The following is a 26,513-nucleotide window of genomic DNA, read 5'->3' as shown; positions in this document are numbered from 1 at the left end:
CTCAGGCTCCCTCGCGGTAGAGGACCTTCTTCACCGCGGCGATGATCTTGGGCGCGTCCGGCTGGATCGCGTTCTCCAGATTCGCCGCGTAGGACATGTTCACATCGAGGCCGGTCACGCGCACGACGGGCGCGTCCAGGTCGTCGAAGGCCTTGGACTGGATGATGTCCACCACCTGCGCACCGACGCCGGCCAGGGGCCAGCCCTCTTCCACCACGATGGCGCGGTTCGTCTTGCGCACCGTGGCGAGGATGGCTTCCTCGTCCAGGGGCCGCAGCGTGCGCAGGTCGAGGATCTCCACGGAGATGCCCTCGGCCTCCAGCTGCTTCGCGGCCTCCTCGACGAAGTAGTACATGCGCGACCAGGTGATGATGCTGACGTCCTTGCCCTCGCGCTTCACGTCCGCCTTGCCGATGGGGACGATGTGCTCGCCCTCGGGCACCTCGCCCTTGAGGGCGTAGAGGCGCTCACCCTCGATCATGATGACGGGGTTGTCATCGCGGATGGCGGCCTTGAGCAGGCCCTTGGCGTCCGCCGGGGTGGCCGGGGCAATCACCTTCAGTCCCGGGAAGTGGGCGTAGTTGGCCTCGAGCGCCTGGCTGTGCTGGCTGGAGAGCCGGCCGCCCGCGCCACCCGGGCCGCGGAACACGATGGGGCAGCGCAGCTGGCCACCGGACATGTGCCGCAGCTTCGCCGCGTTGTTGACGATCTGGTCCATCGCCAGGATGGCGAAGTTCCACGTCATCATCTCCACCACCGGACGCAGGCCCACCATCGCGGCGCCCACGCCCAGGCCGGTGAAGCCCAGCTCGGAGATGGGCGCGTCGATGATGCGCGCGCTCCCGAACTTGTCCAGCAGTCCCTGCGACACCTTGAAGGCGCCCTGGTAGCGGCCCACTTCCTCACCAATGAGGAACACGTTGGCGTCGCGCTCCATCTCCTCGGCGAGCGCTTGGTTCAGCGCCTCGCGGTACATCAACTCGGCCATTGTTGGCTCCGAATGCGAAATCCGTAATGGGTGGTCAGTGGAAGAGCACTAGCGCTTGAGGCCCGCGGCCTTGTCCGCCTTCTCGGCCTGCTCGCGCGGCTCGAGATCCCAGGTCACCTTCAGCTCCTGGCCGGACGGGTACTTGGGCCACTTCGTCACCTTCACGCCCAGCACGCGCTCGCGGGGGCGCACGTCCTCCTCGCCCTCCTCCACGATGGTGTCCTTCCAGAGCTCGGAGAGGTCCGGCTCGGGCGACTCGTCGGCGAACTTCACCGCCGCGTCCACCTGCGCCTTCACCTCTTCGTCGATGGCGTCGAACTCCTCTTCCTTCGCCAGCTTCTGCTTGAGGGTGTAGTCCTTCAGGCGCGGAATCGGGTCGTTCTTGCGCTCGTCCTCCACCTCCTGCTTGGTGCGGTAGGTGGCGGGGTCGGCCATGGAGTGGCCACGGAAGCGGTAGGTGTTGGCCTCCATCAGCACCGGGCCATTGCCGGCGCGGATGTACGCGGCCGCGTCCTTCACCGCCTCGTACATCTTCAGCACGTCCATGCCATCCACGGCCTCGTGGCGCATGCCGTAGCCCTCACCGCGCTTGTGGATCTCCGGCACCGCCGCGACGCGCGCGATGGCCGTGCCCATGCCGTAGCGGTTGTTCTCGCAGATGTAGAGCACGGGGAGCTTCCACTTCACGGCCATGTTGAGCGTCTCGTGGAAGATGCCCTGGTTGGCCGCGGCGTCACCGAAGTAGCACACGGTGATGCGGTCCTCGTTGCGGTAGCGGCTGGCGAAGGCCATGCCGGCCGCCAGGCCGATCTGCGCGCCCACGATGCCGTAGCCGCCGTAGAAGTGGTGCTCGATGTCGAAGATGTGCATCGAGCCGCCCTTGCCCTTGCTGTAGCCGCCGGTGCGGCCGAAGAGCTCCGCCATGACCATGCCGGCATCCGAGCCACGCGCCAGCGGCTGGGCGTGGTCGCGATAACCCGAGAGCATGTAGTCATCCGGACGGATGGCCTCCTCGACACCGGCCGCTACCGCCTCCTGGCCGATGTACAGGTGGCAGAAACCGGCGATCTTCCCGAGGCCGTACTGCTGGCCCGCCCGCTCCTCGAAGCGGCGCATCAGGTACATCTTCCGGTACATCGTCAACAGCAGGTCCTTCGAGTACTTGCTGGCCACCGCCAAGCCTCCGAACATTGAGGCCGTCCCGGAAACTGGGGACGGCAGACGCCGTGCGCCTCATAGCGCGCGGACATGGGACTGCCAAAGCGCTTTCGTGCACCCACCGGGCGGGCCGTCCTGCGGACCCCCTTTAGGCGCATTGCGTCACGGCTCGTGTGAGAAGTGCGGCACCGACACGATTTCGTCGAGGAGCGTCACCGGCCGGCCCGAGTGGTCGGTCGCCAGGTGGACGACCTGGGCCCCCGGGAAGCGGCGCAGGTAGTCGTTGGCGTGGGTGGGCTCGTTGTCGAAGGCGGCGATCACCGTCCCCAGCTCGCCCAGGCGGGCATGGGCGATGCGCTTGAACTCGTCATCGTTGTCCTGCATGGCCGGCTTCATCAGCAGGTGGATGCGTCCCTCGCCGGGCACGGCCAGGCCGTTGCGGCGCATGCACTCCACGGTGCCCGCCCGCATGCCCTCGTGGCGGCCGGTGACGTAGGCCAGGTGGGCCCCGGTGGCCGCCACCGCGTGGGTGAAGGCCGCCGCGCCCTGGATGGCCACGTCGTCCACGCAGTACTCGCTGGTGAAGAAGCGCTCCAGCCAGAAGTCCCGGGCCGCGTGGAAGTGGGTGTCCACCTCCTCCGCCGACAGGCCGCAGTTGAGCATGGCCCCCTTCATGTCGAAGCCGCTGTCCCAGTGGCGCGGCTCGCACACCCCCAGCTTCTCCACCGCCCGGGCCTGGCCGAACTCCCGGAGGATGCGCGCCTGCCGGGGGAGGTTGTCGAAGAGCGTGGAGTCCAGGTCGAAGGCCAGCACCGCCTGGGAGCCGAGCGAGCGCGCCTGCTCCAGGATGCCGCGCAGCGTGTCCTGCCAGCCCTCCCGGACGCGGGTTCTGAGATCGAAAGCCATGGCCCTTTCTATAGGGCACCCGGCGTCCGGACCACGCGGAAATCCGCCACTCAGGCGGCCGAGCGCATGGGCTGCTCGGGCCGGGGGGGCTGCTCCGGGTAGAGCCGCAGCATCCGCTTGATGCCGTTGCGGTCCATCACCAGCCGCACCAGTTGCAGCGACACCCGCTCCTGCCCCGCCTCCTGGACGAAGAAGCGGAAGGCCAGGTCCACCTGGTAGCTCTTGGCCCCGCGCACCCGCCCCACCGAGAAGTCCTCCAGGTCCACGTACTCCAGCGCGTACTCGGGCTCGTCCATGTCGCGCAGGAAGCGCTCCACGTTGAGCCGGATGATGTCGGTGATCCCACTCACGCCCCGCTCGGTGCGCGGCAGCAGGTCCACGTCCAGCACCACCTGCTTCTGGTAGCGCAGCACCGTCTCGGACAGCTCGCCCTGGGTGGCGGTGATGAAGTCGTCCCGGAAGCGCAACGCCATCACCTCCTCGGGCACCCGCACCGCGCGGCCGTAGTCCACCTTCTCCTCGCAGGTGCCCAGGCTCCGCTCCGTCACCGGGTCCACGATGTGCGCCGTCCGGTCGAAGAGGTGCCGCGCCGCCACCTGGCTGAAGATGCGGCGCATGCCCTCCTTGATGCGGTCCTTCATCATGTAGCCCACCACCATGATGAGGAAGAAGTTGAGGCTCGCCTGCGTGTAGCGGACCTGCGCCCAGAAGGCCACCGCCGTGGCGAACGTCATCGCCACGCCCGCCGCCAGCGCGAACAGCACCTCCTCCCAGCCCTGGCGCCGCTGCGCCCGCCGCGCCGACAGGAAGAGGATGTTCATGCAGAACTTCTTCAGGAACCCGAACCGGTGCATGTACTCCTCGTTGTCACCGGTGGGGCTGATCACCGAGCGCAGCTGGTGATCCTTGCGGTACTGCTCCTCGCGCAGCACCTCGTCCATCAGGTCCTTGCGCAGCTCGATGTACACGCCCGAGCGCGGCAGCGCGTCCATGTCCGCCACGGCCTTGCGGAAGAACTGCTCCACCGTGAGGCTCAGGTACTCGTCCACCAGGCGGATGGAGGCGCGCGTCTTCTCCTGCAGCCGGTAGCGGTTGGCCGAGCGCGCCCACACGCGGAAGCGCTCCAGCACCCGCCTCGCTCCCGCCGTCACCGCCCGCGCATCGCTCTCCAGCCGCGCGCACGCCCCCTCGGACGGGATGCGCGCCATGCCCTCGCACTGCTCGTCCACGCCGTTGGCGAAGCGCCGCAGCGCTCCCCGGAAGATGCAGGACAGGAGCTTGGCCTGATAGACGAGCTCCGCCTCGCTGACGAGCCCCGTGAGCAGTCCCGCCTCCAACCGCGCCAGCGGCGCCACGTCCGAGGCCAGCAGCTCCTCGAGCGTCATCACCGGCGTCTTGAAGCGGATGTAGTTGTGGATGTCCGCGTAGAAGGCCGCCCGCGGGTACGTCTCCGCGTCGATGTTCAGACTCGCCGGCAGGAAGACGTACGTCTCCACGAGATAGCGCGTCTCGTCGTCCGCCCCGGAGGGCTGGTACTCGAGCTTGATCTCGAATTGCTTCCGGTCATGAACGTCGAGCCGGTTCTGTAACAGCGGGGCAGGAGCCTGGGACACGCACGCAGTCTAGGTGACAGGCCTGTCACACGACAGTGGCCCCCAGGTCACACCCCGTTGCTGGTGAACGTCGGCATTTCCCGAGGCAATTCGTTGGAGCTCCACGGAGGAACAGGCCTCGCGATGCGGGGTCCGAGCCCTGGGGTCACCTGACAGGTCGTTCATCGTTTCGCCTACCCATGGCTCGAGCCCCGCGGCTTCCGGATGTGAGGAGAGCGCGCACCTCCCCGCATTGACGCCCCGAGACTTCGGCTGCTAAGTGCTTACTTATCACGCAAGCCCAGGAGGAAGCATGCACGCTCTGGCACACAACGCACTCACCCTGCTGATCGTGCAATTCCTCGTCATCATTGGGGTTTCCCGGCTCATCGGGCGGGGGGCGCGGTGGCTCGGCCAGCCACTGGTCATCGCCGAGGTGCTCGCGGGCATCCTGCTGGGGCCCTCGCTGCTGGGGTGGTTGGCCCCGGGGACCCTGGAGTGGCTGTTCCCCGCCCACTCCATGCCGGTGCTGAAGATGCTGAGCCAGGTGGGGCTCATCCTCTTCATGTTCCTCATCGGCCTGGAGCTGGACCCCAAGCTGCTCAAGGGCCGGGGACATGCCTCGGTGGTCATCAGCCACACCAGCATCCTCGTGCCCTTCGGACTGGGCGCGGGGGCGGCGCTGTGGCTCTACCCGAAGCTGAGCGAGCCGTCCGTGCCGTTCTCCTCGTTCGTGCTCTTCATGGGCGTGGCCATGAGCATCACCGCCTTCCCGGTGCTGGCGCGCATCCTCACCGAGCGGCGGCTGATGAGCTCGCGCGTGGGAGCCATGACCATCACCTGCGCGGCGGTGGATGACGTGACGGCGTGGTGCCTGCTGGCCTTCGTCGTCTCCATCGTGCGCGCCTCGGACCTGATGCACGCGGGGCTCACCACGGTGCTCGCGATGCTCTACATCGCCTTCATGCTGGTGGTGGTGCGGCCCTTCCTGGCGCGGCTGGGCGCGCGCGTGGCGAACAAGGAGGGCCTCAACCAGAACGGCGTCGCCCTGACGCTGATGATGTTGCTGGCGTCCGCGTGGGCCACGGAGCTCATCGGCATCCACGCCCTCTTCGGCGCCTTCATGATGGGCGCGGTCATCCCCAAGGAGGGCGGACTGGCCCAGGCGCTGGCCGAGAAGCTGGAGGACGTGGCGGTGGTGCTGCTGCTGCCCCTCTTCTTCGCCTTCAGCGGCCTGCGCACGCAGATCGGCCTGCTGTCCACCGGCGACCACTGGGTGATGTGCGGCCTCATCATCCTCCTGGCCTGCCTGGGCAAGTTCGGCGGCAGCGCGGTGGCGGCACGTCTCACCGGCATGCGCTGGCGCGAGGCGGGAGCGCTCGGAATCCTCATGAACACCCGTGGGTTGATGGAGCTCATCGTGCTCAACATTGGCCTGGACCTGGGCGTCATCTCCCCCACCCTCTTCACCATGATGGTGGTGATGGCGCTGGTGACCACGTTCATGACGACGCCGCTGCTGCGGTGGATCTACCCCCCCGAGGAGATGATCAAGGACCAGGTGTCCGCCCCCGTGGAGGCGGAGCCGGTGGAGGCGCCGCCCTACACCGTGATGATGTGCGTGTCCCACGGCCAGAGCGGAGCCGGCATGGTGACGCTGGGACGCGCGCTCACCGGAGCTCCCCAGGAGCCCTCGCGGCTCTTCGCCCTGCACCTCATCCGCCCCACCGAGCGGGCCTCCTTCCACCTGCGCCACGACCCCGAGAAGGCCAGCGGCGACAGCCTCGCGCCGCTGCTCGGGCGCGCCAACGGCCTGGGGCTTCAGGTGCGTCCGCTCTCTTTCGTCTCCACCGAGCCCGGGCCGGACATCTGCCGCACCGCCGAGGCCAAGCAGGCCGACCTCATCCTCCTCGGCTGGCACAAGCCCCTCTTCAGCCGAACCCTGCTGGGCGGCACCGTCCACGAGGTGATGCAGGCGGCGAGCACCGGCGTGGCCGTGCTCGTGGACCGGGGCCTGGAGAACGTGCGCCGGGTGCTGGTGCCCTTCATCGGCAGCACGCATGACCGGGCGGCGCTCGGCCTGGCCCGGCGGCTGCTCCAGCACGCCTCCGCGGAGATCACCATCCTGCACGTCACCCAGTCCGACGGCACGCCCGGGCACTCGGGGGCACGCCCTCTCGTCGATGAGCTCTTCCCGGAGGGCTCCGGGCGGGTGCACTTCCAGGTGGTGTCCCACGAGTCGCCCGAGGACGCGGCCCTCGAGGAGGCGCGGCGCGGGTATGACCTGGTGGTGGTGGGCGTGGGCTCCGAGTGGGGTCTGGAGGACAGCCTCTTCGGCCTGCACCGTCAGCGGTTGATTGGTGACGCGCCCACCTCGCTGCTGGTCGTGCGGCACCCGGCCCCGGCGACCGCCGCTGAAGCGACCGCCGAGCCGGAGACGGCCGGAGCACTCACCGCGGGCAACACGGTATCCTGAGCAGGAGGCTCCGGGCACGACCGGGAGCAACTGGTCCGACTGTCGGACCAGTTGGTCCGCCGCGCGGCCGGAAGCCGGGGCTCGTTCAGCGCAGGGCTTCCAGCTCCGTGAGGTGGGCCAGTACCCGCTGGGGCTGGTCCTCGTTGGCGAGCCGCTCCGCCAGCCCATGACTGGCCAGCCGGGCCACGTGGGCCAGCCGCATCAGGTGCGTACGCCCAAGCTCCCCGCCCACGAGCACCACCAGCAGCTGGAGGGGCACGCGATCCGGCGTCTCGGCCGGGAGGGGCTTGGCCAGCGTCACCAGGGCGGCCAGGGGCGTGGTGTGCTCGAGGAAGGCATGGGGCACGACGACTCCGCTCCCCACCATGCTGGAGGCCTCCGCCTCGCGCCGCTTCAGCTCCGTCACCAGCCGGAGCGCGCTCACCCCGGGGCAGGCCGCCGCGAGCCGCCCCGCGGCCACGTCCAGCGCGTCCTCCAGCGCGGTGCAGGTGAGGCGCAGCACCATCCGCTCCGGAGCCAGCAACGGGGCCAGCGCGGGGATGGGCGTCTCCTGTCCGGAGGCTCGCACGGGGAACTCCGTGTCGAGGAACTCGCGCACACGGGCGAGCTGCGGGCCCGAGAGATTGCGCCGCGCCAGCTCCAGGAAGAGCATGCTCGCCCCCGGAACCTGCTCCAGGTAGTGGGCCACGAAGGGGCTCACCCGGTGCGCCGCGTCCATCAACAGCGTGGGGGGCACGTCCAGCTCGCGGGCGATGGCGGACAGCCGCTCCGGCGTGGGCACCGCGTCCAGGCCGTTCTCCACCCGGCTGAGGTAGGCACTGGACACGCCGATACGACGCGCGAGGTCGCGCAGGCTCAGCCCCGCGTCCACTCGCAGCAGTCGGATGGTCGCTCCCACGTGCATGGCGTCTGACTCAGGATGCGGAGGCGAGAACCGGAGCCGCGCCGTGCGCGTCTCCCGCCTCATGGGCGAGGGTGCCACGAGCCGGGTCGTGGACCACCAGCAGTGACGTGGGCACTTCCCTGTCCTGCCCTCCCCAGCCGGCCCCCATGCCCACCACCATCAAATCATACCCGCGCCGCGCCTCTTCCAGGACAACCTCTTCGGGCGATGCGTGGGAGACCGTCTTGAAGTGCACCCGCCCGGAGCCCGCCGGGAAGAGCTCGTCCACCAGCGCCCGGGAGCGAACCTCCCGCGGGTCACGCCCCGGCCCGGACACCCGCAGCACCGTCACCTCCGCTCCCGAGGAGCGCATCAGGCGCCTAGCCAGGGTGAGCGCCATCCGCCCTTCCTCGCCGCCATGGAGGGGAACCAGCACCCGGCGCACCTGCTCCAGTCCCCGGTCCACCAACACCGCCACGCCAGCGCCCGCCTCCCGCATCACCTCGTGCACGGTGCCGCCCCGCGGCGTCCGGCCGGCGAGCGGCGCGTGCCCACCGAGGACGATGAGATCGGCCTGCTTGGCCTCGGCGGTGCGGCAGATGTCCAGCGCCGGCTCGGCCGAGACGAAGGAGAGCGGGCGCACCTGCAGGCCCAGGCCGCTGGCACGCTCCACCAGCGGAACCAGGGCATCGCCTCCCCCGCGCTCCTGCTCGCTCCCGGGCGGGACGAGGTGCAGGGCGTAGAACTGAAAGGACTCGCCCGGGCTCCCCGTGAGCGCGCGCCCCAGCACCGCCATGCCGGTTCCAGTCTCCCCCTCGGACACGCACATCAACACGGTGAAGGGGGCCTGCTCCGCCGGGGGAATGAAGGGGACGAGCGGCACCCGATCCCGAGCCACCTCCTCGGGCGGGTACACCCACCGCAGGAGCGGCGAGGTCATCAGGGCGGTCACCAGCGCCATGATCACCATCATGGTGAAGAGCTTGGGGGAGATGACGCCCAGGTCCAGGCCGATGTTGAGGACGATGAGCTCGATCAACCCGCGCGTGTTCAGCAGGATGCCCAGGGCCCCGGCCTCGCGCCAACGCATGCCGGTGAGGCGCGCCGCCAGCGTGGTGCCACCGAACTTGCCCACGCAGGCCACCAGCAGGATGAGGCCGCACAGGGCCCAGTCCGAGGCCCCCTCCAACAACCCCACCTGGGTCCGCAGCCCGCTGTAGGCGAAGAAGACGGGGAGGATCATCACCACCACCACGTCTTCCAGCTTCTCGGCCAGCGCCTCGGCCAGCCCGCCCTGCTTCGGGATGATGAGGCCGAAGAGGAAGGCGCCGAAGAGGGCATGGATGCCGATGCGCTCCGTGGCCCACGCGGACGCCAGCAACATCATCAAGGTGGAGGCCACCACGTTCTGCGTGAGGCCCTCCTTGTTCGCCACGCGCGCGCCCAGCCGCTCGAGGAAGGGCCGCACCAGCCCCAGCATGAAGCCGACGTAGAGCAGCGCGAGCACCGTGGTGAGCCCCGCGTGCTGCAGGTCCGAGGCCCGCACGAGCGACACGACGAAGGCCAGCAGGCACCACGCCGTCACGTCATCCACCGCCGCGCAGGTGAGCGCGAGCATCCCCACCTTCGAGCGCAACAACCCGTGCTCGGAGAGGATGCGCGCCAGCACCGCGAAGGCCGTGACGCTCATCGCCGCGCCCATGAAGAGCACGAACGAGAAGAACGGCACCGACGGGTCGGACAGGCGCGGATGGAGCACCAGCGCCGCCAGCGCCCCGAGCGCGAAGGGCACGAGGATGCTCGTGTGGCTGATGAACAGCGAGGCCCGGCCCTGCCCCCGGAGCACCCGTGGATCCAGCTCCAGCCCGATGAGGAACATGAAGAGGATGGGCCCCAGCTGGCTCAGCATCCTCAGCACCGGCATGGCGTCGGCCGGGAACAGCGCGCCCATCACCCCCGGCGCCAGCCACCCCAACAGCGAGGGGCCCAGCAGGATGCCCGCGAGCACCTCGGCGATGACCATGGGCTGGCCCAGCCACCGCGCCCCGCTGCCGATCAACCGCGACAGGCCGATGATCACCACCAGCTGGAGGATCAACAGGCTGAGCGCGTTGTGGGCGATGACGTGCATCGGTCCGCCTCCGTCCGGAGGTCCTCCTCAGCCCCCGGTGCCGGTCCGGGAGGACCCCTGCTCGTTGGAGGGCGGCACGGGAGCCTGCGCCGCCGCGGCCGGCTGGGCCGAGTGCGCCTTGGGCCGGGCGTTCCACAGCGTGAGCATGAGCACGCCACCCACGGCCGAGAAGCCGATCATGCTCGGGCCCCAGGCGCCCCAGCCGAAGTGATCCAACATCCACCCCATGCCCACGCCCACCACGGAGCCGCCCACGTACTGCATGCCGTCGAACATGCCCGCCGCCGTGGCCGCGGCCTTCTTCCCGCCGAAGTCCATGGACGCGGTGCCCGACAGCATGGAGTGCACGATGCTGATGGAGAAGGAGTTCACCACGAAGGCCGCGATGACGAGCTCGATGCTCGGCGCCTTCCAGATGATGGCCATGCACACCACCTGGAGCACGTAGCCGATGAAGGCCACGGGCGGCCGGCGCGCCTTGAAGAGCAAGTCGGACATGAACCCCGCGGTGAACGCGCCCGCGATGCCCGCGAGCACCACGCCCGTGGCGCCCTTCTGGAAGACGGGGCTGTCGAGCGACAGCTTCTGCGCCTCCATCATGTAGCGCGGGAACCACTGCTCGAAGCCGTGGCGCACGAAGCCGGTGCAGAACTCGGCCACCGCGATGGTGAGCGTGACGGGGTTGGTGAACACCACCTTCGCCACGTACTTGAAGTCCACCTTGCCGGTGTACCCGCTGGAGGCGTCCGCCGTGTCCAGCGCGGGCAGGCCAGCCTCGTCCGGCGCGTCCCGCACCCACAGGAAGGTGAGCAGGCCCAGCGTCGTCATCACCAGCGCGGGCACGAAGAAGACGAACTGCCAGGGCAGCGCCAGCACCAGCAGCGGCCCGATGAAGTAGATGAGCGCCCGGCCTCCCTGGATCATCGAGCCGAAGATGGCGGAGAACACGCCGCGCTCGCTGATGTGGAACCAGCCCGAGTTCACCTTGATGAGCGCCAGGGCCGAGTACGACTGGAAGTACATGTTCAGCGACCAGACCGTGGCCAGGTAGCCGAGCAGCACCGTCCCCGTCCCCAGGAAGCCCAGGTACGCCCCCAGGCCGAAGGCGAGGTTGAACACCACCGCGCCGCCCGCGCCCACCAGCATGGCCTTACGGCCACCAATGCGGTCCGCCAGCGGCCCGTTGAAGATGGCGGACAGACCATAGATGAGGGTGGCCGCGCTGATGATCGCCCCCACCTGCGCCTTGCTCCAGCCGTACTTCTGCGACAGCGTCGCGTTGGCGAAGGAGAAGTTGTAGCGGCCCATGTACATGGCCGCGTACATGGTTCCGAGCGTGAGCCAGTTCTGGGCGCGGCGGAGGCGGAACTTCCGCGAATACTCCGGCCGCGGCGACGAGGACGAGGGGGCAGCGTCGTGCATGGCGCCGGGCACCCTACCTGCCCGGACCGCTCCCGACAACCTTACCCGCCCCCACCCCGCGTGAATCACGCCTGCTCGGCCAGCAACCTCAGGATGGACAGCTCCGTCTTCGCGTCCGGCACCTCCCCGCGCCGGCACATCGCCAGCAGCTCGCGGAGGGGCCTCCACTGCAGGTGCGTGCCCTCCTCCAGGGGTGAACCGTCCCCCTTCGGCGTCCCCTGCTCCTTGCCCGTCACGTCCACCGCCGTGGGGAAGATCTTCTCCGACAGAATCCCCGGCGCCACGAAGAAGCCCGCCCCCAACAGCTGCACCTCCTCGGGCTTCACCTCGAAGCCCGCCTCCTCCAACACCTCCTCCGCCGCCCGGTTCCGCAGGCCCTGCTCACCCTTGTCCTCCGGCTCCAGCAGCCCCGCGACGATCTCCTCCACCCGCAGGTACGACGCCGCGTCCGGCACCGTCATCTCCTTGCCCCGCCGGAAGTACGCCGCCGGCCGCAGGTTCATCCGCGTCAGCACCTCCAGCCCCGACGCGCCGCGTCGGTACACCAGCACCGAGACCGCATCCAGCCGCGGCCGATCCACCACGTCCACCCGGTACACCTTGGACGCCGTCCCATCCGCGCGCCGGTTCTGACACCGCAGCCGCCGCACTCGCAGAAAACCCTCGTCACACTTCGCGGTCGACGAGAAATCCTCGATTACCTCGATATCCGTCACAACAGCCTGGCTGCTCGAACGCATGCCTGCTCCCTTACCGGAATGCCCTGACGGAGGGGCGTTGCTTGCCCACCATCCGTTTGTCTCGTACCTTGCGCCGTCGTCTAGCGGTCAAATTCTTCAAGCCCCCCGGATCCGCCCCCGAATGCGAAGCCTCCTGTCCGGACTCTTCTGCGTCCTGCTGTGCGCCTCGTGCATGCCCGTGATGACGGGCGAGCAGGACCTCGATCTCAGTGGTCAGGAGGTGCGGCTGACGCTGCTGCACACCTCGGACATCCACTCCCGCCTCATCCCGTACGACTTCGCGCCGCTGAAGACGGACACGGACCTGGGCATCGTCCCCGAGGCCGGCCCCTTCGGCGGGGCCACGCGCATGGGCGCCATCCTCAAGCGCGAGCGCCAGCGCGCCAGCCGCCTGCTGCACCTGGACTCGGGTGACTGCTTCCAGGGCGCGCCCATCTTCAACCTCAACAACGGCCAGGCGGAGATGAGCTTCCTGTCCAGGATGCGCCTGGACGCGGCGGTGATCGGCAACCACGAGTTCGACGCCGGCCTGCTCAACTTCGTGGAGAAGACGCGCGACTTCGCCACCTTCCCGCTGATGGCGGCCAACTACTACTGGGACAGCCCCAACGAGCCCGGCAACGCCCAGGCCCTGCTCAACACCGTCCCCTACGTCATCCGCAACGTGCAGGGCCTGAAGGTGGGCATCATCGGCATGGCCAACATCTCCTCGCTCAACTCGCTGGTGGAGGGCGGCAACTCGCTGCAGGCCACCCCGCTGGAGCAGAACGAGGCGGCGCGCGCCTATGTGGAGATGCTGCGCCCGGTGGTGGATCTGCTCGTGGTGGTCAGCCACCTGGGCCTCACCGAGGACCAGGATCTCATCCGCGGCTACGAGGCCTATTACGAGTACGAGCGCGCCAGGCCCTACCTGGAGCGCGATCACGACCAGTGGCGGCTGATGGAGTACGCGGACCCCAGCCAGGAGGGCAACCCCAAGGCGGTGGTGCGGGTGTTCATCCCGGGCGTGTCCGGCCTGGACGCCATCGTCGGCGGCCACCTGCACGTGGTGCTCAACCCGCCGCAGCAGCTCAGCGATCCGAGCGGCCGCAAGGTGACGCTGATCCACTCGGGCGCCTTCGCCAAGTACGTGGGCCGGGCGGACCTGGTGGTGAAGGTGCCCAAGGCCGAGGAGCGCACCATCGACGGCGCGGAGATCGTCAGCCACGACTACCGCGTCTTCCCGCTGGACGGCCTGTGGTGCGACGACGCCATGCGCGCCTACTACAAGGAGAACTTCTGGAGCCCCGGCCAGTTCATCAACGCCCCGGGCGTGCGCCAGGCCATGGCGCGCTGCCAGGAGCTGGAGGACCGGGAGACCACGGATCTGCTGCAGCCCTTCCTGCTGGGCATGGACTTCAACATGCAGCTGACGTCCATCTTCTCCTACGCGCCGCGCGACGTGGCCCGCCGCAACACCTCCACGGGCGGTGACTCGCCGCTGGGCAACATCGCCGCGGACTCCATGCGCAAGCGCCGCGCCGTCGAGGCGGAGATGGCGCTCACCAACTCGCTGGGCATCCGCGACAACCTCTACGCGGGCGTGGTCTCCCAGGAGTCCATGTTCAACGTCTTCCCGTTCGAGAACACCATCAACATCATGTACCTCTCGGGCGTGGAGATTCAGGAGATGCTCGACTTCGTCGCCGAGCGCTCCGCCGAGCGCGGCTGCGTCAGCCAGGCGCAGATCTCCGGCGCGCGCTTCACCATGGACTGCGCCCAGGTGCAGCTCAATGACCTGCGCATCCCCTGCGAGCCCAAGAACAACACCCTGGACTGCCCGCAGGAGGGCCGCGAGGGCCACGCGCCCTGGCAGTGCCTCCAGGACCAGGACGGCTCGCGCTGCTACGCGCGCCCCGCCACGGACGTGGTCATCAACGGCAACCCGCTCAACCCCAACGGCATGTACCGCGTGGCCGTCAACGACTACATCGCCAAGGGCGGCTCGGGCTTCAGCGTCCTCAGGCGCAACACCACCCGCCAGGAGACGGGCATCTCCCTGCGCGACTCACTCATCGGCTACATGCAGGGCTTCTGCACCTGCGACGACATCCTCGACCCCGGCAAGCCGGAGCCGAGGACCTCCAAGACGGGCGAGTACTGCGGCACGCGGGTGAACGGCGAGTGGAAGATCGACGACCAGCTCATCAACTTCTGCACCCAGACGAAGGCGTACAAGACGTCGCTGACCGAGGCGCTGAAGAACCAGACAGTGGGCACCTGCAGCTGCGAGCAGCTGCTCCCGCCTCCGGCCGATGCCGCCGAGCGCTGTGGCGTGGAGGGCCTCACGCCGGAGCTCATCCGCTCCACCTGCCTGGGCAGCGTGCCCCAGGGCCCGTACACCGGACGCTGCTACTGCCGTGAAGCGCTGGGCGGGGCCCAGGAGTGCGGCTCCGTCACCCGGCAGCTGGAAACCTTCTGCAAGAACCCGACCGAGATGCCCATCGCCAACGCCGCCGAGGACAACCGTATCGGCCGGAGGGTCAAGTAATGAAGAAGCAGTGGCTCCTGCTGGCCGCGACCGCGGCCTCCCTGACCGGCTGCTATGAGGTGCCGTCGGCCGGAACCCAGGAACTGGGCTCGTTCCGCGTGGTGGTGCAGAAGATCTCCCCGGTGGGCTCGCTCCTGCCGCTCGACGTGGTGCCCTCCTGCCTCAAGGCCAACAACGTCACCCGGACGGAGGACGTCCCGGCCAAGGTGCGCGGCACCAAGGACTGCCGCTACGTCATCCCCAATGGCGCGGTGGAGTTGCTGCTGGACATCACCGCCCTGGACAAGACGGGCAAGGCGCTCGACTTCAACGGGCCGGTGACGTTCAAGGTGGTGCCGGGCGACCTGTCCGACGACTACTCCTACGCCTGGACGACGCTCAGGAACGGCCGCAGCACCGGCGACGTCAAGGTGCGCGCCCGCAACGTCTACGGCGAGGTGCGCGTCTGGGCCATGGATGAGCCCATGGAGCTGCGCTACACCGATGGCGGCATCCGCTTCTACACCGACGGGGGCATGGGGGATCCCAAGCAGTTCCCCCAGGAGCCGGACTCGGGCCGCACCTACGCCGCCGGCTCCTCGGACACCGTGTACTTCCAGGAGCCCACGCTCCAGGCCATCCAGTCCCCCCAGGGCAACGACAACCGCTCCTCGCCCTTCGTGGGGCAGTTCGTCACCGTCGGCCGCGCCCCCGAGTCCGGCTCGGTGCAGTACCAGAACTGCCCGGACCGCGACCTGAACGGCGATGGCCTGCCGGATCCGGAGCCGGCCAAGCCCGTCACGCTGCTGGTGACGGGAACGGATCCCTCGGGCTTCTTCGTCACCGACATCACCGCCTGCCCCGCGCGCGAGGACGTCACCTCCGCCGCCCAGGTGCGCGTCCCCGAGCCGAGCGGCTACCTGCCCGGCGCCTTCAACTCCGTCTTCGTCTACAACTACAGCTTCCCCGAGGGCCTGGATCCGGGAGATCTGCTCTGGACGCTGTCCGGCTCCATCCAGGAGTTCACCTCCACCACGCAGATCACCTTCCCCTCGTGGACGGTGCGCGAGCACGTGCGTGAGCTGCCGCCGGACCAGTGGAACAAGTACCTGGCGCTCGCCCCGCCGGTGGAGCTCACCCTGCGCCACTGCGGCCTGGACAACACGCTGGCGCCCTTCGTGACGGACACCACGTGCGGCCAGAACCGGCGCAACATGAAGCTGGAGAGCATGGAGTCGGGCCTGGTGAAGCTGCGCCGCGTGCGCTTCCCGCAGGTCTTCAAGAACTGCGACTTCAACGGCGATGGGCAGGTGCCCATGTTCTGCGAGACGACGGTGGACGGCGTGTGGACGTGGGCCGGCTGCGCCTTCCCGCCTCCCGCGGTGGATCCGGACGCCGAGGAGCGCCAGTGCAGCATCGACTGCACCACCAGCGGCGGCGCGTACCAGAACCTGCGCTGCTCCGAGAAGGCCCAGTTCACCAGCTTCGGCCAGTTCGTGGTGGAGCTCGCCGGTCCCGGACCGCGCGAGGCCGGCCTGGATGACACGCTGTCCAGCCGCCAGCAGGACGTGCTCGTGTCCGACACCTCGTCCAAGCGGCTCTCCTCGGGCTACGAGCCGGGCGTCGCGGTGAGCATCTGGTGCGACGTGGACACCCACGTGAAGCTCGGCGACGGGACCGCCACCGCCACCAGGGCGGACGAGCTGCTGCCGGCCAGGACGCGCAAGGACGTCATCATGGAGTCCGGAAAGAGCGTCGCGGCCTTCCTGGCCGCGCAACCGGTGGCCACGTCCCCGGCGCCGCGCTGCTCCGTGGCGCGCAACACCCATACGCGCGTGCTCCTGCTGACGAAGGATGCCGTGCCGGATCTGAAGGTGGACTGCAGCGAGGGCACCGAGGCCACCCAGGACACGGACGCGGCCAGACAGTGCCGCTACCTGCACGGGGCCTCCTTCGACGTGGTGGGCCACCTGCGCCAGGTGCAGGCCGCCCGGCCGCGCTGGATGGTGCTGCCGCGCGACCAGGACGATCTCTGCTGCTACCCTGGCCCCGGCCTGGAGTGCCCGCGGCCCATCAAGCCTTGTCCGTGATGCCGTTGTCTGTGTCTTGAGAGAAGTGAGCGCCCCGCTCCCCGGGGCGCTGGGAAGGAGCGGCGCCCCCACGCCGCGCCTGGAGGGAATTTGAGAACGCTGCGCACCCTGGCCCTCACCGGGCTGATGACCCTCTCCGCGCCCGCATGGGCAGGAGACTTCGTCGACACCCGCCTGTCGTTCGCCTTCGCGGACGACAACGTCTTCGCCGATGCGGGCGAGACGACGCCCAACAGCCCCTCGGCCCGGTTTGGCGGCGGTCTGCAGAACACCCAGTTCTACGACAACTTCAACACCCGGTTCTCCGGCTTCGAGACGCTGTCCCACATCGTCCTCTACAAGCGGATGCCGGCCTTCTTCGAGGGCCTCACCACCGAGGCGGCCCTCACGGTGTTGATGTTGGAGCGGCCCTCGGGCGGAATCGACCTGCGGGACAACTCCAGCTACATCCGCCTGCACTACAAGCCCTCGGGCTGGGGCGAGAACGAGGGCCTGTCGCTCACCGGCTTCCCGGTGTCCGCGGACCGCTTCCGCCTGGGCTACGCCTACCGCATCTCCTGGGGTGGCAGCGGCATCTTCACCACCCGCGCCGCCGCGGCGGGCGTGCCGGGCGTCCGGCTCCAGCTCACGCGGGACCGGTGGTACGCGTACGCGGGCGCCAAGACGGCGCTGGTGCTCAACGATCTCATCAAGGAGCAGGAGACGCTCTACGGCTTCATGGCGGGCGCGGGCGTGGACGTGCTCGAGACGCTGCGCCTGGAGGCCGGCGGCGGCTACTTCCAGAAGGGCATCGTCCCGGGTCTGGCCGCGCTGGGTGTCGAGGCGCCGGTGAACTCGGCGGGCGTGTCCGCGCAGGCCGTCTACCACGTGGGCGTGCCGGTCGGCACCAGCATCGACTTCCGGCTCTACAAGAACGATCCGGACATGTACCAGCGCTTCTTCGCGCCGGAGCAGTACCCGGGCGGCCTGTCGTACACGGCGTCGCTCGAGGGCAGCTACCTGGTGCAGACGCTGTCGGATCCGGACGTGTTCGGCCGCACGGTGCCGCAGGAGGCGAAGGCGGTGGCGCTGCAGGCGCGCGCCAAGTGGAACTACTGGCGCTTCCACGCGCTGGGCCTGTACCGCGACCTGTCCTTCATCCAGTTCGAGGTGCCCGGCCTGCCGCCCTTCAACGACTTCCCGGATGGCACCGAGGTGAAGCCGGAGATGTTCTTCGCCGTGGGCGCGGACTACCACTTCCCCGCGCTGCACTTCACCCCGGGCTTCATCTTCGGCGTGCAGCAGCCGTCGTCGTTCCGCAGCCCGGATCCGCTCTTCGGTGGCAACAACCCGCCGCCGGGCCTCACGGGCACGCGCACCGTGGTGGTGCGTGACGTCAACGTGCTGAGCATCCTCCCCACCACCTGCGGCGACGACAACGCCATCTGCCGCGCGGATCCGATCATCTCCGCCAAGGCCACCTTCCGGTGGGATCTCTCCGACAGCGTCTCCGCGGTGGGCGAGGTCTATTACACCTATGATCGCAACCGGACGACGTTCCGGGACGACGTCTTCGGCGTCGCGCAGCCCAGCTTCGAGGATCCCCACGCGCTGGGCTTCAACACGCTGCTGCAGGCGCGCTTCTAGGCACGCGGCAGCACCAGCGTCAGGGCCACCCCGGAGGCGGGCTCACCTCCGGGGGGCGGGCTCTCGACGCGCCAGGAGCCGCGGTGCAGCTCCAGGATGGTGCGCATGATGACGGAGCCCAGGCCCAGTGAGACGCGCAGCACCGGGCCCTCCTCCACCACCGTCCGGCGGGAGCGCACCTCGCCGAACCGGGCGAGCTGCTCGGCCGGCATCCCCGGCCCGTCATCCACGATGCGCACCGACAGCGCCTCCGCGCCGGCCGACACCGAGACGCTCACGCGGCCCCGTGCGAACCTCGCGGCGTTGTCCAGGGCGTTGCGGAACAGCCTCCGGATGAGGCGCGGATCCCCGCTCATGACGAGGCTCTCCCCCTCCCCCGGCAGCTCGAGCACCCAGGACAGGCTCCGCGGAGAAGTGGCCTCCTGGGTCCGGGCCGCCTGGAGCTCCGCGCCCAGCAGCTCCCGCAGATCGATGCGCTCGGTGGTCCGCTTGTAGCGGGGCTCGCCCATGCGCGCGATGAAGAAGAGCTCCTCCAGCAGGCTCGAGAAGTACGCCAGCTCCGACTGGAGCACGCCCAGCAGCTCGCGGCGGTGCGCCTCCGACAGCTCCCCGGCGCACTGCACCAGGGTGTCCGCCGAGGCGCGCAGGCTCATCAGGGGCGTGCGGAGATCATGGCTCAGCTCCTGGAGCAGGGCCGCGCGCGTGCGCTCCGTCTCCTCGATGCGCGCGACGAGCCGCTCGATCTCCGTCGCCATCCGGTTGAAGTCGAGCATCAGGCTGCCGACCTCGTCGAAGTGCTTCACCCGGAAGCGGGCCTTCAGGTCCCCCTGCTCCATGCGCGCGAGCACCTCCCGCGCCTCCCTCGACTTGCGCCGGAGGTACACGAAGGTGAAGAGCAGGGACAGGAAGCCGGAGGTGACGGCGGCCAGCACCGGAATCGTCACGCGAAGCGTCCTCGTCCGCCACGACGCGCCGCGCGGCTCGAACCGGGCCACGAGGTAGCGGGGCTCCGGGGTGTCGAGCCGCGTCACGACCTCCTCGGCCACGAGGCCGAAGGGACGGAACGAGACCCGCACCTCGTGGATGCGCTCGGGCTGAGGCAACCGCTCCCACGGCCAGGGGAGCGGGTTGGACGTGTTGCTCTCGAGCACCGCGCCGTCCGGGGACACCACCCACAAGTCCGCCCGGAGCCCCGCCTCGTCCAGACCCGCACCTTCGTCACGGGAGAGGGCGCGCGCGGGAGTGCCACGCTCGAGCATCCGCGCGAGGAGGAAGATGGCCGTCCTGCCCGCCCCCGCGCTCGCGGTCTCCCCCAGCGTCCGGAGCACCAGCACGGTCAGCGCCGCCAGGGCCAGCGCGCAGACGGCGCCGAGCAGGACCAGCCGCACCAGGGTCCACCGCGTCACTTGCGCTCCAGGCGGTAGCCCACGCCGTAGACGGGAGCGATGTGCACCTCGGACAGGCCCGCCTCGCGCAGCTTCCGCCGCAGGTGGCTCATGTGTGAGTCGATGGTGCGGTCGAACACCTCTCCCGCGTCGCCGAGCCCATCGAGGATCTCCTGGCGGCGGACGACGTCCCCCGGACGGCGCAGGAGCACCGCGAGGATGTCGAACTCACGCCGGGCCAGGTGCACGGGCGTCTCCCCCACCCAGACCTGGCGCTGCTGGAGGCTCATCCGCAAGGGACCGAGCGCCAACACGTCCTCACTCCGGACCCTCCGCTCCGCCAACCGCATCATCCGCGCGACGAGCTCGTTCAAGCCACAGGGCTTGCGCAGGTAGTCATCCGCACCGGCCTCCAGTCCGTCCACGGCGGACTGCTCGTCGAGCCGCGCCGTGAGCATGAGGACGGGCACCTCCGCATCGCGCTCGCGGATCTTCCGGCACACGTCGTACCCGGTCCCATCGGGGAGGGCCACGTCGAGCAGCACCAGATCGAAACGCTGCCGCGCGAAGGCACTCAAGCCCTCCCGCGCCGTCTCGCACGGAGTCACCTCGAAACCGCGGTACGCCAGACCGAGCTGGAGCGTCCTGGCGATGACCGGGTCGTCCTCGACCATCAGCACCCGTTTCATAGGGGCCGTGATGTTAGTCGGCACTTCGCCCGGAGGGGCTTCCGCCCCGTCTCCATCTTTTCTCAAGGATTCGTCCGTACGGTGGCAGCGCTGGGAGACTGCATCCCCAAGGAGACTCGTATGCGACCCACCGATTCACCCCCCTCCACCCCGCTCCGCCGCACCACCCTCTGGCTCGCCAGCGTGCTGGGTGCCCTCGCGCTCTCCGCCTGCACGGAGAAGCCACGGGAGCCCTCGCCCGCCCTTCCGGACGTGTGCGCCGACACCAGCACCGCCCAGCGGGAGGTGACCTGGTACCGCGACGTGAAGCCGGTGATCGACGCGAAGTGTGCCGGGTGCCACGAGGAGGGAGGCATCGCGCCCTTCGCGCTGACGACGACCGAGCAGGTCCAGGCCATGAAGGGCGCCATCCTCCACTCGGTCTGCGAGCGCAGCATGCCACCCTGGCCGGCCCACCGGGATTGCAACCAGTACGAACATGACCGCTCGCTCTCGGACGAGCAGATCGCCCTCATCCGCGACTGGGTGCGCGCGGGCGCTCCCCTGGGCGATGCGAGCGAGGCTCCCGCGGAGACGCCCTCGGACCGTGCGCAGCTCTCGCGGGTGGACCTCGAGCTGGCCATGAGCGAGCCCTACACGCCCCAGGAGTCTCCCGACGAGTACCGCTGCTTCATGCTCGACTGGCCCGAGACCGAGGAGAAGTTCATCACGGGAATCGGCGTGCGTCCGGGCAAGACGGAGCTCGTGCACCACGTCCTCCTCGCGGCCGTCCCGCCGGAGAACCTGGACGCCTACCTCCAGGCGGACGAGGCCGATCCGGGTCCCGGGTTCTCGTGTCCCGGAGGCCCCAATCCCCCGAGTGTCCCGCAGGGTCAGGGCAGCCGTGGCGCGCTGATCGGCGGATGGGCCCCCGGTGGCGAGGGAAGGGATCTGCCCGCGGGCACGGGCGTCCGCGTCCAGCCGGGCTCCAAGCTGGTGATGCAACTGCACTACAACATGTCGTCCGCCCCGCCCTCCCCGGACATGTCGAAGCTGCTGCTGAAGCTGGACGGCTCGGTGGAGCACGAGGCCTTCCTGTTCCCCTTCACCAATCCGCAGTGGATCCGGGACAGGGCCATGTCCATCCCCCAGGGCGAGAGCGACGCCGTCCACATCTTCAGCTACGACGCGCTGGAGTTCGCCTCGCGCGCGAGCAAGCAGAAGATCCGCGCCAACGCGCCCCTCAGCGTCTACGGCGCGCAGCTGCACATGCACCAGCGCGGGACACGGACGGTGCTCACCGTCGAGAAGGGGGACAAGGAGAAGGCCTGCCTGCTGGAGATTCCCGAGTGGAACTTCCACTGGCAGGGCGTGCACTACCTGAAGCAGCCGTCGCGCATCTCGCCTGGCGATTCGCTGCGCCTCGAGTGCCACTGGAACAACGCGGGCTTCACGCCCCACCATGGCGCTCCGCTCCCGCCCGTGTCCGATCTGAACTGGGGCGAGGGCACCAACGACGAGATGTGCGTGGCCTTCCTGTACGTCACCCAGGAGTGACCCGGGCTGGCGTGTCTCCCGCCCCTCTTCCACCCGGGAAGAGGGGTGACAGGCAGCCGGGCCCTGGGAAGCGCGCCGTCACACTCCGGAGCCCCCCTCTCCATTCTTGTGTCATGGGGGTGGAGTCACCATGGGACGAGACGACACGCTGCTGATGAACCTTCCTCCCCAGGTGGTGGAGGTCCAGCGACGTCCCCCGGAGCCGATTCCCGCCACGGGAGTCCTCCAGGCGGGCGCCTCCCGGGTGGACATCACGCCCGGCTTCCTATCGTCGCTCGCGGGCTGGGGCCCCACCCTGCTGGGAGCCTAGTCGGCGCGCCCACGCTCCGGGGCTCAGAGATGGGCGGGGGCGTGCCCTTCTTCAAGGAGGGAGAGCGGCTGGAAGAGCTGCCAGACACGGATCCGCAGTGGCCCGAGGCGCCTCCGCGTGCCCTGGAGCGGCTGATCCGCGAGTCCCTCAAGTACCAGCCGCACACCCTGCCCCTCCGGCTGCTGGAGGTGGGCGACGTGTGGTTGATGGGCTGTCCCGGAGAGCCGACCTCCTGGCTGGCGCATGAGCTGGCCCAGGTGATGCGCGCGCGGGGCGCTCGTGAGGTCATGGTCACGGCCGTATGCGGTGACTACGCCGGCTACCTCACCACCGAGCGGGAGTACAAGGCACAGCACTACGAGGGCTCGAGCACGCTCTGGGGACGGAACACGGAGCACTGGCTCGTCGAGCACTTCGATGCGCTCGCGATGAGCGCCACAGCGGCGTTCCCATCGGGGACGGCGCGCTTCACGATGAATCCAGGCGTACACCGGGCCCTCACCGAGCCCCGGCCACCCACCGACAAGCCCACGCCCATCTGGCCCCGGCCGCCGGAGCTCGCGGCGCCGAGGGTCGCCAATGGGCGGCTGGTGATCGCGGGCCGGTGGTTCGCCTGGGCGCCTCAGGAGCGGAGCGAGCTGGGATGGGGTGCGTGGATTCGGCTCGAGGACGCGGACACGGGCGAGGTGCTGCGGAGCGCGAACCAGCCCCTCGATGATCGGCACCACACCTTCCTGCTGGAGTTCATGGAAGCGGGCGGTGTCCTGGAGTGGCGGTGGATGGTCGTGCTCGATGGCCCGAGCAGCGGCTCGTGCTGAGCGTGGCCGCTTGAGCGCGCGGCCATCCAACACGGAGAGCGGCGGGTATCGACGCTTGAACCCCAGCGTGGAACCCCAGGTGCCAGCGCTCCCCTCCCCCGCTCAGGCCACGCGGTCCGCCCGCGCCTCCTTGACGGGAGCCAACGGCAGTTCCTCACCCGGCGCCTCCCGCCTCGAGCGCCAGAAGCCGACCCGCTCCATGGAGGCGAAGACCACCGGCACCACCAGCAACGTGAGGAAGGTGGAAGTGATGACGCCCCCAATCACGGAGATGGCCATTGGAGCGCGGAACTCGGCGCCCACCCCCCGGCCGATGGCCGTGGGCACCATGCCCATGACCATGGCGGCGCTCGTCATGAGGATGGGGCGCAGACGGCGTTGACCGGCCTTCATCAACGCCTGCTCCACCGTGGCGCCCTCGCGCAGGTGCCGCAGCGCACCGTCCACCAGGAGAATGGCGTTCTTCGTCACCAGCCCCATGAGAAGAATGATGCCAATCATCGCCCCCATGGAGACGTCGAGCCCCGAGAACACCAATCCCAACAGCGCGCCCACCAGCGCCAGCGGCAGCGACACCATGATGGTGAAGGGGTGCTTGAGGGACTCGAACTGGCTGGCAAGCACCATGTAGATGAACACGAAGGCGAGCAGGAACGCGGTGGCGAAGGCGCCGTTCTGCTCGTCCAGGCGCTTCATCTGCCCGTCGTAGATGAGCGAGTAACCCGGGGGCAATGGCTGCTCGGCCATCTGCTGACGGAGTTGCTTCGCCACGTCACCCAGCGCAGCGCCCTGGAGCTGGGCGTAGACGGCGATCTGCCGCTGGCGGTTCTCATGCTCGATAACGCTCGGGCCGTCCTGCGGCTCCACGCGCGCTACGTCTGACACGGCAACCAGCCCTCTCGGCGTAAGGATCTCGAGCTGGCGCACCCGCTCCGGGGTGGCGCGATCGCGCTCGGACAAGCGCACACGGATGTCCGTCTCGTCCGAGCCCTCGCGCAGCTTAGCGACCACGTCACCACCGATCGCCAGCCGCATCTGCAAGGCGACCGCCGTGGCCGTCACCCCCAGATCCCTCGCACGCGCTCGGTCCACCTCGATGGCCAGCTCCGGCTTGGGTGGGCTGAAGTCTACGCGCACGTCCGCAGTCCCCTTGATGTCGCGGAGAATCCGCGCGACACGCTCCGCCTCCTCGCGCACGCGCGCCAGCTCCGGACCGGTGATGCGCACCATGATGGGGAAGAAGTCACCGCCCAGGCCCTCGATGGTTGGCGGCTCCAACAGGTTGACGTGCGTGGCGGACAGCGCGGGCGTGAGCAGGGCCCGCGCCTCCTCCTTGATGAGCTGGATGCCACGCTCTCGCTCGTGCTTGCCCGAGGTGAGCACGCGCATACGTGCCTTGTTCACGTCTCCGTTGGGGCCGGCAATGGTGTAGATGTCACGCACCTCGGGGATGCGCCGCAGCAGCGCCTCGGACTGGGCGGCGCGCAAGCCCGTCTCCTCCAGGCTGGAGGAGTCCGGCAGTTGCAGGTCCACGATGAACTGCGAGCGGTCCTCCGCCGGCATGAACTCCACGCCAAGGCGGCTCGCCGCACCGGCGGACAGCACCATCACCAGTACCGTGATGCCCGTGGTAAGCCACTTGTGCTTGAGCACCCAGTGCAGGATGCCCGTGTAGAAACGCTCGCTGCCGTCCAGTAAGCGGCGGATGGAGGCCTTGAGCATGTTCTCCTGGGGCTGATCACCCGGCGTGCGCCGCTTCGCCACCCGCGCGGAGAGCATTGGGTCCAGGGTGAGGGAGATGAAGAGCGAGAGGAGCACCGCCACCGAGATGGTGACGCCAAACTGCCGGAAGAACTGGCCCACGAACCCGGGCATGAAGGCCACGGGGATGAACACCGCCACCAGCGCGAAGGTGGTGGCGAGCACCGCCAGGCCCACGTCCCTGGTGCCGTTGGAGGCCGCGCTCACCGGGTCCTCGCCCCTCTCCAGCCGGTGGGTGATGGCCTCTCGCACCACCACCGCGTCATCGATGAGCAGCCCAATGGCCAATGACAGTGCCAGCAACGTCATCTGGTTGAGCGTGTAGCCCAACAGGAACATGACGAAGAAGGTGCCAAGGACGGAGGTGGGCAACGCCAGCGCGGAGATGAAGGTGCCGCGCGGATCCAACAGGAACGCCAGGATGATGAGCACTGCCATGAAGCCCCCGAAGAGGAGCGCAATCCACACCTCCCGGGCGTTCTCCTGGATGAGCACCGACTGGTCCACCAGCAGCCGCATCTGGAAGCCGCTGCCCAGGGCGGGCACGAGCTGCTCCAGACCGCGCTTTACCGACTGGCTCACCGCCAAGGTGTCGGAGCCGGGCTGCTTCACGATTTCCAGGATGACGGCGTCATTGCCATTGAGCCGCGCCGCCGTGCGCCGCTCGGCCACGCCGTCGGTGACGAGGGCAATCTCATCCAGCCGCACCTGGGCCCCCGTGCGGCTCTGTGCCACGGGCAGGGTGCGCAATTCGTCCACGTCCTTGAACTGTCCTCGCGAGCGCACCGTCAGCTCGGTGGGGCCAAGCCGCAACCGTCCGGCCGGCAGGTCGAGGTTCTCCATGCCAATGCGCTGAGCAATCTCCAGCGGCGCCACGCCCACCGCGCGCGCTTTGCCCTGGTCAATGTCCACCTGGATTTCCCGCACGTCACCGCCGCTGATGCGCACCTCCGCCACGCCCTCCAACTGCGACAGGGCCGGCTTGAGCTTGTCTTCCATCAGCTTGCGCACCGTCCGCGAGTCCGCCTCGGCACTGATCGCATAGGTGAGGATGGGCACCGCGGAGAGATCCACGCGGCCCACCACCGGCGCATCCGCCTCCTGCGGCAGCCGACTGCTCACGCCCGCCACCTTGTCGCGCACCTCCTGCACCGCCTGGTGCAGGTTCGTGGACAGCGTGAAACGCACCACCACGGAGGCTAGGTTCTCGCGGCTCCAGGAGTGGATCTTCTCCACCCCGCTGATGCCGGCCACCGCATCCTCGATGGGCTTGATCACCTGCGTTTCAATCTCTCCCGGGCCGGCGCCTTGATAGAGGGTGTTGACCACCACCACGGGAAAGGAGACGTCCGGGTACAGGTCGGTGCCCAGCCGGTTGTAGCCCATCACCCCGAGGACGATGAGGCACAGGGAGAGCATGGCCGTGAAGACGGGCCGGTGGATGAAGACATCGCTGAGGAGCATGGAACGCTCGGATGACGCGAGGAGGGCCG

At 69.0% G+C, this 26,513-nt stretch carries 18 protein-coding genes; 7 read left to right on the top strand and 11 right to left on the bottom strand.

Annotated features, from left to right (window positions below):
• Position 1 precedes the first annotated feature (1 nt).
• The 4 genes from AC16DP_RS05315 to AC16DP_RS05300 form a co-directional block, all read right to left on the bottom strand.
• Positions 2-988, bottom strand: a complete 987-nt coding sequence (locus AC16DP_RS05315; RefSeq protein WP_329732667.1) for a pyruvate dehydrogenase complex E1 component subunit beta — start codon at positions 986-988, stop codon at positions 2-4.
• A gap of 48 nt (positions 989-1,036) precedes the next feature.
• Positions 1,037-2,161, bottom strand: coding sequence for a pyruvate dehydrogenase (acetyl-transferring) E1 component subunit alpha (gene pdhA, locus AC16DP_RS05310; RefSeq protein WP_329732696.1), 1,125 nt, complete (start codon positions 2,159-2,161; stop codon positions 1,037-1,039).
• 147 nt (positions 2,162-2,308) lie between these two features.
• Positions 2,309-3,052, bottom strand: a complete 744-nt coding sequence (locus tag AC16DP_RS05305) for a hypothetical protein (RefSeq protein WP_329732668.1) — start codon at positions 3,050-3,052, stop codon at positions 2,309-2,311.
• Positions 3,053-3,102: 50 nt separating this feature from the next.
• Positions 3,103-4,665 (bottom strand): hypothetical protein, encoded by a 1,563-nt coding sequence (locus tag AC16DP_RS05300; protein WP_329732669.1) that lies wholly within the window; start codon positions 4,663-4,665, stop codon positions 3,103-3,105.
• 292 nt (positions 4,666-4,957) lie between these two features.
• On the opposite strand from AC16DP_RS05300, the gene AC16DP_RS05295 reads away from it, so the two are divergent.
• Positions 4,958-7,120 carry a cation:proton antiporter domain-containing protein gene (locus AC16DP_RS05295; protein WP_329732670.1) on the top strand — a complete coding sequence of 721 codons (2,163 nt, stop codon included), beginning with the start codon at positions 4,958-4,960 and terminating at the stop codon, positions 7,118-7,120.
• A gap of 85 nt (positions 7,121-7,205) precedes the next feature.
• Here AC16DP_RS05295 and AC16DP_RS05290 read toward each other — a convergent pair whose 3' ends face one another.
• The 4 genes from AC16DP_RS05290 to AC16DP_RS05275 all read right to left on the bottom strand — a co-directional run bounded on the left by AC16DP_RS05290 (position 7,206) and on the right by AC16DP_RS05275 (position 12,296).
• A complete protein-coding gene (locus tag AC16DP_RS05290; RefSeq protein ID WP_329732671.1) occupies positions 7,206-8,024 on the bottom strand; it encodes a helix-turn-helix domain-containing protein in 819 nt (272 codons plus the stop codon).
• A 10-nt stretch (positions 8,025-8,034) separates the two neighbouring features.
• Positions 8,035-10,134 carry a cation:proton antiporter domain-containing protein gene (locus tag AC16DP_RS05285; RefSeq protein ID WP_329732672.1) on the bottom strand — a complete coding sequence of 700 codons (2,100 nt, stop codon included), beginning with the start codon at positions 10,132-10,134 and terminating at the stop codon, positions 8,035-8,037.
• A gap of 27 nt (positions 10,135-10,161) precedes the next feature.
• Positions 10,162-11,556 carry an MFS transporter gene (locus AC16DP_RS05280; protein WP_329732673.1) on the bottom strand — a complete coding sequence of 465 codons (1,395 nt, stop codon included), beginning with the start codon at positions 11,554-11,556 and terminating at the stop codon, positions 10,162-10,164.
• A 65-nt stretch (positions 11,557-11,621) separates the two neighbouring features.
• Positions 11,622-12,296, bottom strand: a complete 675-nt coding sequence (locus tag AC16DP_RS05275; protein WP_329732674.1) for an NUDIX hydrolase — start codon at positions 12,294-12,296, stop codon at positions 11,622-11,624.
• A 121-nt stretch (positions 12,297-12,417) separates the two neighbouring features.
• On the opposite strand from AC16DP_RS05275, the gene AC16DP_RS05270 reads away from it, so the two are divergent.
• The 3 genes from AC16DP_RS05270 to AC16DP_RS05260 all read left to right on the top strand — a co-directional run bounded on the left by AC16DP_RS05270 (position 12,418) and on the right by AC16DP_RS05260 (position 18,521).
• Positions 12,418-14,826, top strand: a complete 2,409-nt coding sequence (locus tag AC16DP_RS05270) for a bifunctional metallophosphatase/5'-nucleotidase (RefSeq protein WP_329732675.1) — start codon at positions 12,418-12,420, stop codon at positions 14,824-14,826.
• Positions 14,826-16,895, top strand: coding sequence for a hypothetical protein (locus tag AC16DP_RS05265; protein WP_329732676.1), 2,070 nt, complete (start codon positions 14,826-14,828; stop codon positions 16,893-16,895). Before AC16DP_RS05270 ends, AC16DP_RS05265 begins: the two co-directional genes overlap by 1 nt.
• Positions 16,896-16,985: 90 nt before the next feature.
• Positions 16,986-18,521, top strand: coding sequence for a hypothetical protein (locus AC16DP_RS05260; RefSeq protein WP_329732677.1), 1,536 nt, complete (start codon positions 16,986-16,988; stop codon positions 18,519-18,521).
• Here AC16DP_RS05260 and AC16DP_RS05255 read toward each other — a convergent pair.
• Together AC16DP_RS05255 and AC16DP_RS05250 are read right to left on the bottom strand one after the other, a co-directional pair.
• Complete coding sequence (locus AC16DP_RS05255; protein ID WP_329732678.1) at positions 18,518-19,927, bottom strand: sensor histidine kinase; 1,410 nt, start codon at positions 19,925-19,927, stop codon at positions 18,518-18,520. The genes AC16DP_RS05260 and AC16DP_RS05255 overlap by 4 nt on opposite strands.
• Positions 19,924-20,580: a response regulator transcription factor gene (locus AC16DP_RS05250; RefSeq protein WP_329732679.1), complete on the bottom strand. Its 657-nt coding sequence runs from the start codon at positions 20,578-20,580 to the stop codon at positions 19,924-19,926. The genes AC16DP_RS05255 and AC16DP_RS05250 overlap by 4 nt, the downstream gene beginning before the upstream one ends.
• 135 nt (positions 20,581-20,715) lie before the next feature.
• On the opposite strand from AC16DP_RS05250, the gene AC16DP_RS05245 reads away from it, so the two are divergent.
• The 3 genes from AC16DP_RS05245 to AC16DP_RS05235 all read left to right on the top strand — a co-directional run bounded on the left by AC16DP_RS05245 (position 20,716) and on the right by AC16DP_RS05235 (position 23,259).
• Positions 20,716-22,131, top strand: coding sequence for a monooxygenase (locus AC16DP_RS05245; protein ID WP_329732680.1), 1,416 nt, complete (start codon positions 20,716-20,718; stop codon positions 22,129-22,131).
• A 130-nt stretch (positions 22,132-22,261) separates the two neighbouring features.
• A complete protein-coding gene (locus AC16DP_RS05240) occupies positions 22,262-22,441 on the top strand; it encodes a hypothetical protein (RefSeq protein WP_329732681.1) in 180 nt (59 codons plus the stop codon).
• Between the two features lie 41 nt (positions 22,442-22,482).
• Positions 22,483-23,259, top strand: a complete 777-nt coding sequence (locus AC16DP_RS05235; protein WP_329732682.1) for a neutral/alkaline non-lysosomal ceramidase N-terminal domain-containing protein — start codon at positions 22,483-22,485, stop codon at positions 23,257-23,259.
• Positions 23,260-23,361: 102 nt separating this feature from the next.
• On the opposite strand, the gene AC16DP_RS05230 is transcribed toward AC16DP_RS05235, so the two are convergent.
• Positions 23,362-26,484 (bottom strand): efflux RND transporter permease subunit, encoded by a 3,123-nt coding sequence (locus AC16DP_RS05230; RefSeq protein WP_329732683.1) that lies wholly within the window; start codon positions 26,482-26,484, stop codon positions 23,362-23,364.
• Positions 26,485-26,513 lie beyond the last annotated feature (29 nt).

The sequence above is a fragment of the Archangium sp. genome, assembly GCF_057119385.1.
This window is presented reverse-complemented; position numbering and strand designations above follow the sequence as displayed.

Coding starts and splice junctions, on each gene's coding strand:
- AC16DP_RS05240 (WP_329732681.1), top strand. CDS start 22,262: ATGGGACGAGACGACACGCTGCTGATGAACCTTCCTCCCCAGGTGGTG.
- AC16DP_RS05305 (WP_329732668.1), bottom strand. CDS start 3,052: ATGGCTTTCGATCTCAGAACCCGCGTCCGGGAGGGCTGGCAGGACACG.
- AC16DP_RS05280 (WP_329732673.1), bottom strand. CDS start 11,556: ATGCACGACGCTGCCCCCTCGTCCTCGTCGCCGCGGCCGGAGTATTCG.
- AC16DP_RS05295 (WP_329732670.1), top strand. CDS start 4,958: ATGCACGCTCTGGCACACAACGCACTCACCCTGCTGATCGTGCAATTC.
- AC16DP_RS05250 (WP_329732679.1), bottom strand. CDS start 20,580: ATGGTCGAGGACGACCCGGTCATCGCCAGGACGCTCCAGCTCGGTCTG.
- AC16DP_RS05270 (WP_329732675.1), top strand. CDS start 12,418: ATGCGAAGCCTCCTGTCCGGACTCTTCTGCGTCCTGCTGTGCGCCTCG.
- AC16DP_RS05230 (WP_329732683.1), bottom strand. CDS start 26,484: ATGCTCCTCAGCGATGTCTTCATCCACCGGCCCGTCTTCACGGCCATG.
- AC16DP_RS05290 (WP_329732671.1), bottom strand. CDS start 8,024: ATGCACGTGGGAGCGACCATCCGACTGCTGCGAGTGGACGCGGGGCTG.
- AC16DP_RS05265 (WP_329732676.1), top strand. CDS start 14,826: ATGAAGAAGCAGTGGCTCCTGCTGGCCGCGACCGCGGCCTCCCTGACC.
- AC16DP_RS05245 (WP_329732680.1), top strand. CDS start 20,716: ATGCGACCCACCGATTCACCCCCCTCCACCCCGCTCCGCCGCACCACC.
- AC16DP_RS05285 (WP_329732672.1), bottom strand. CDS start 10,134: ATGCACGTCATCGCCCACAACGCGCTCAGCCTGTTGATCCTCCAGCTG.
- AC16DP_RS05275 (WP_329732674.1), bottom strand. CDS start 12,296: ATGCGTTCGAGCAGCCAGGCTGTTGTGACGGATATCGAGGTAATCGAG.
- AC16DP_RS05315 (WP_329732667.1), bottom strand. CDS start 988: ATGGCCGAGTTGATGTACCGCGAGGCGCTGAACCAAGCGCTCGCCGAG.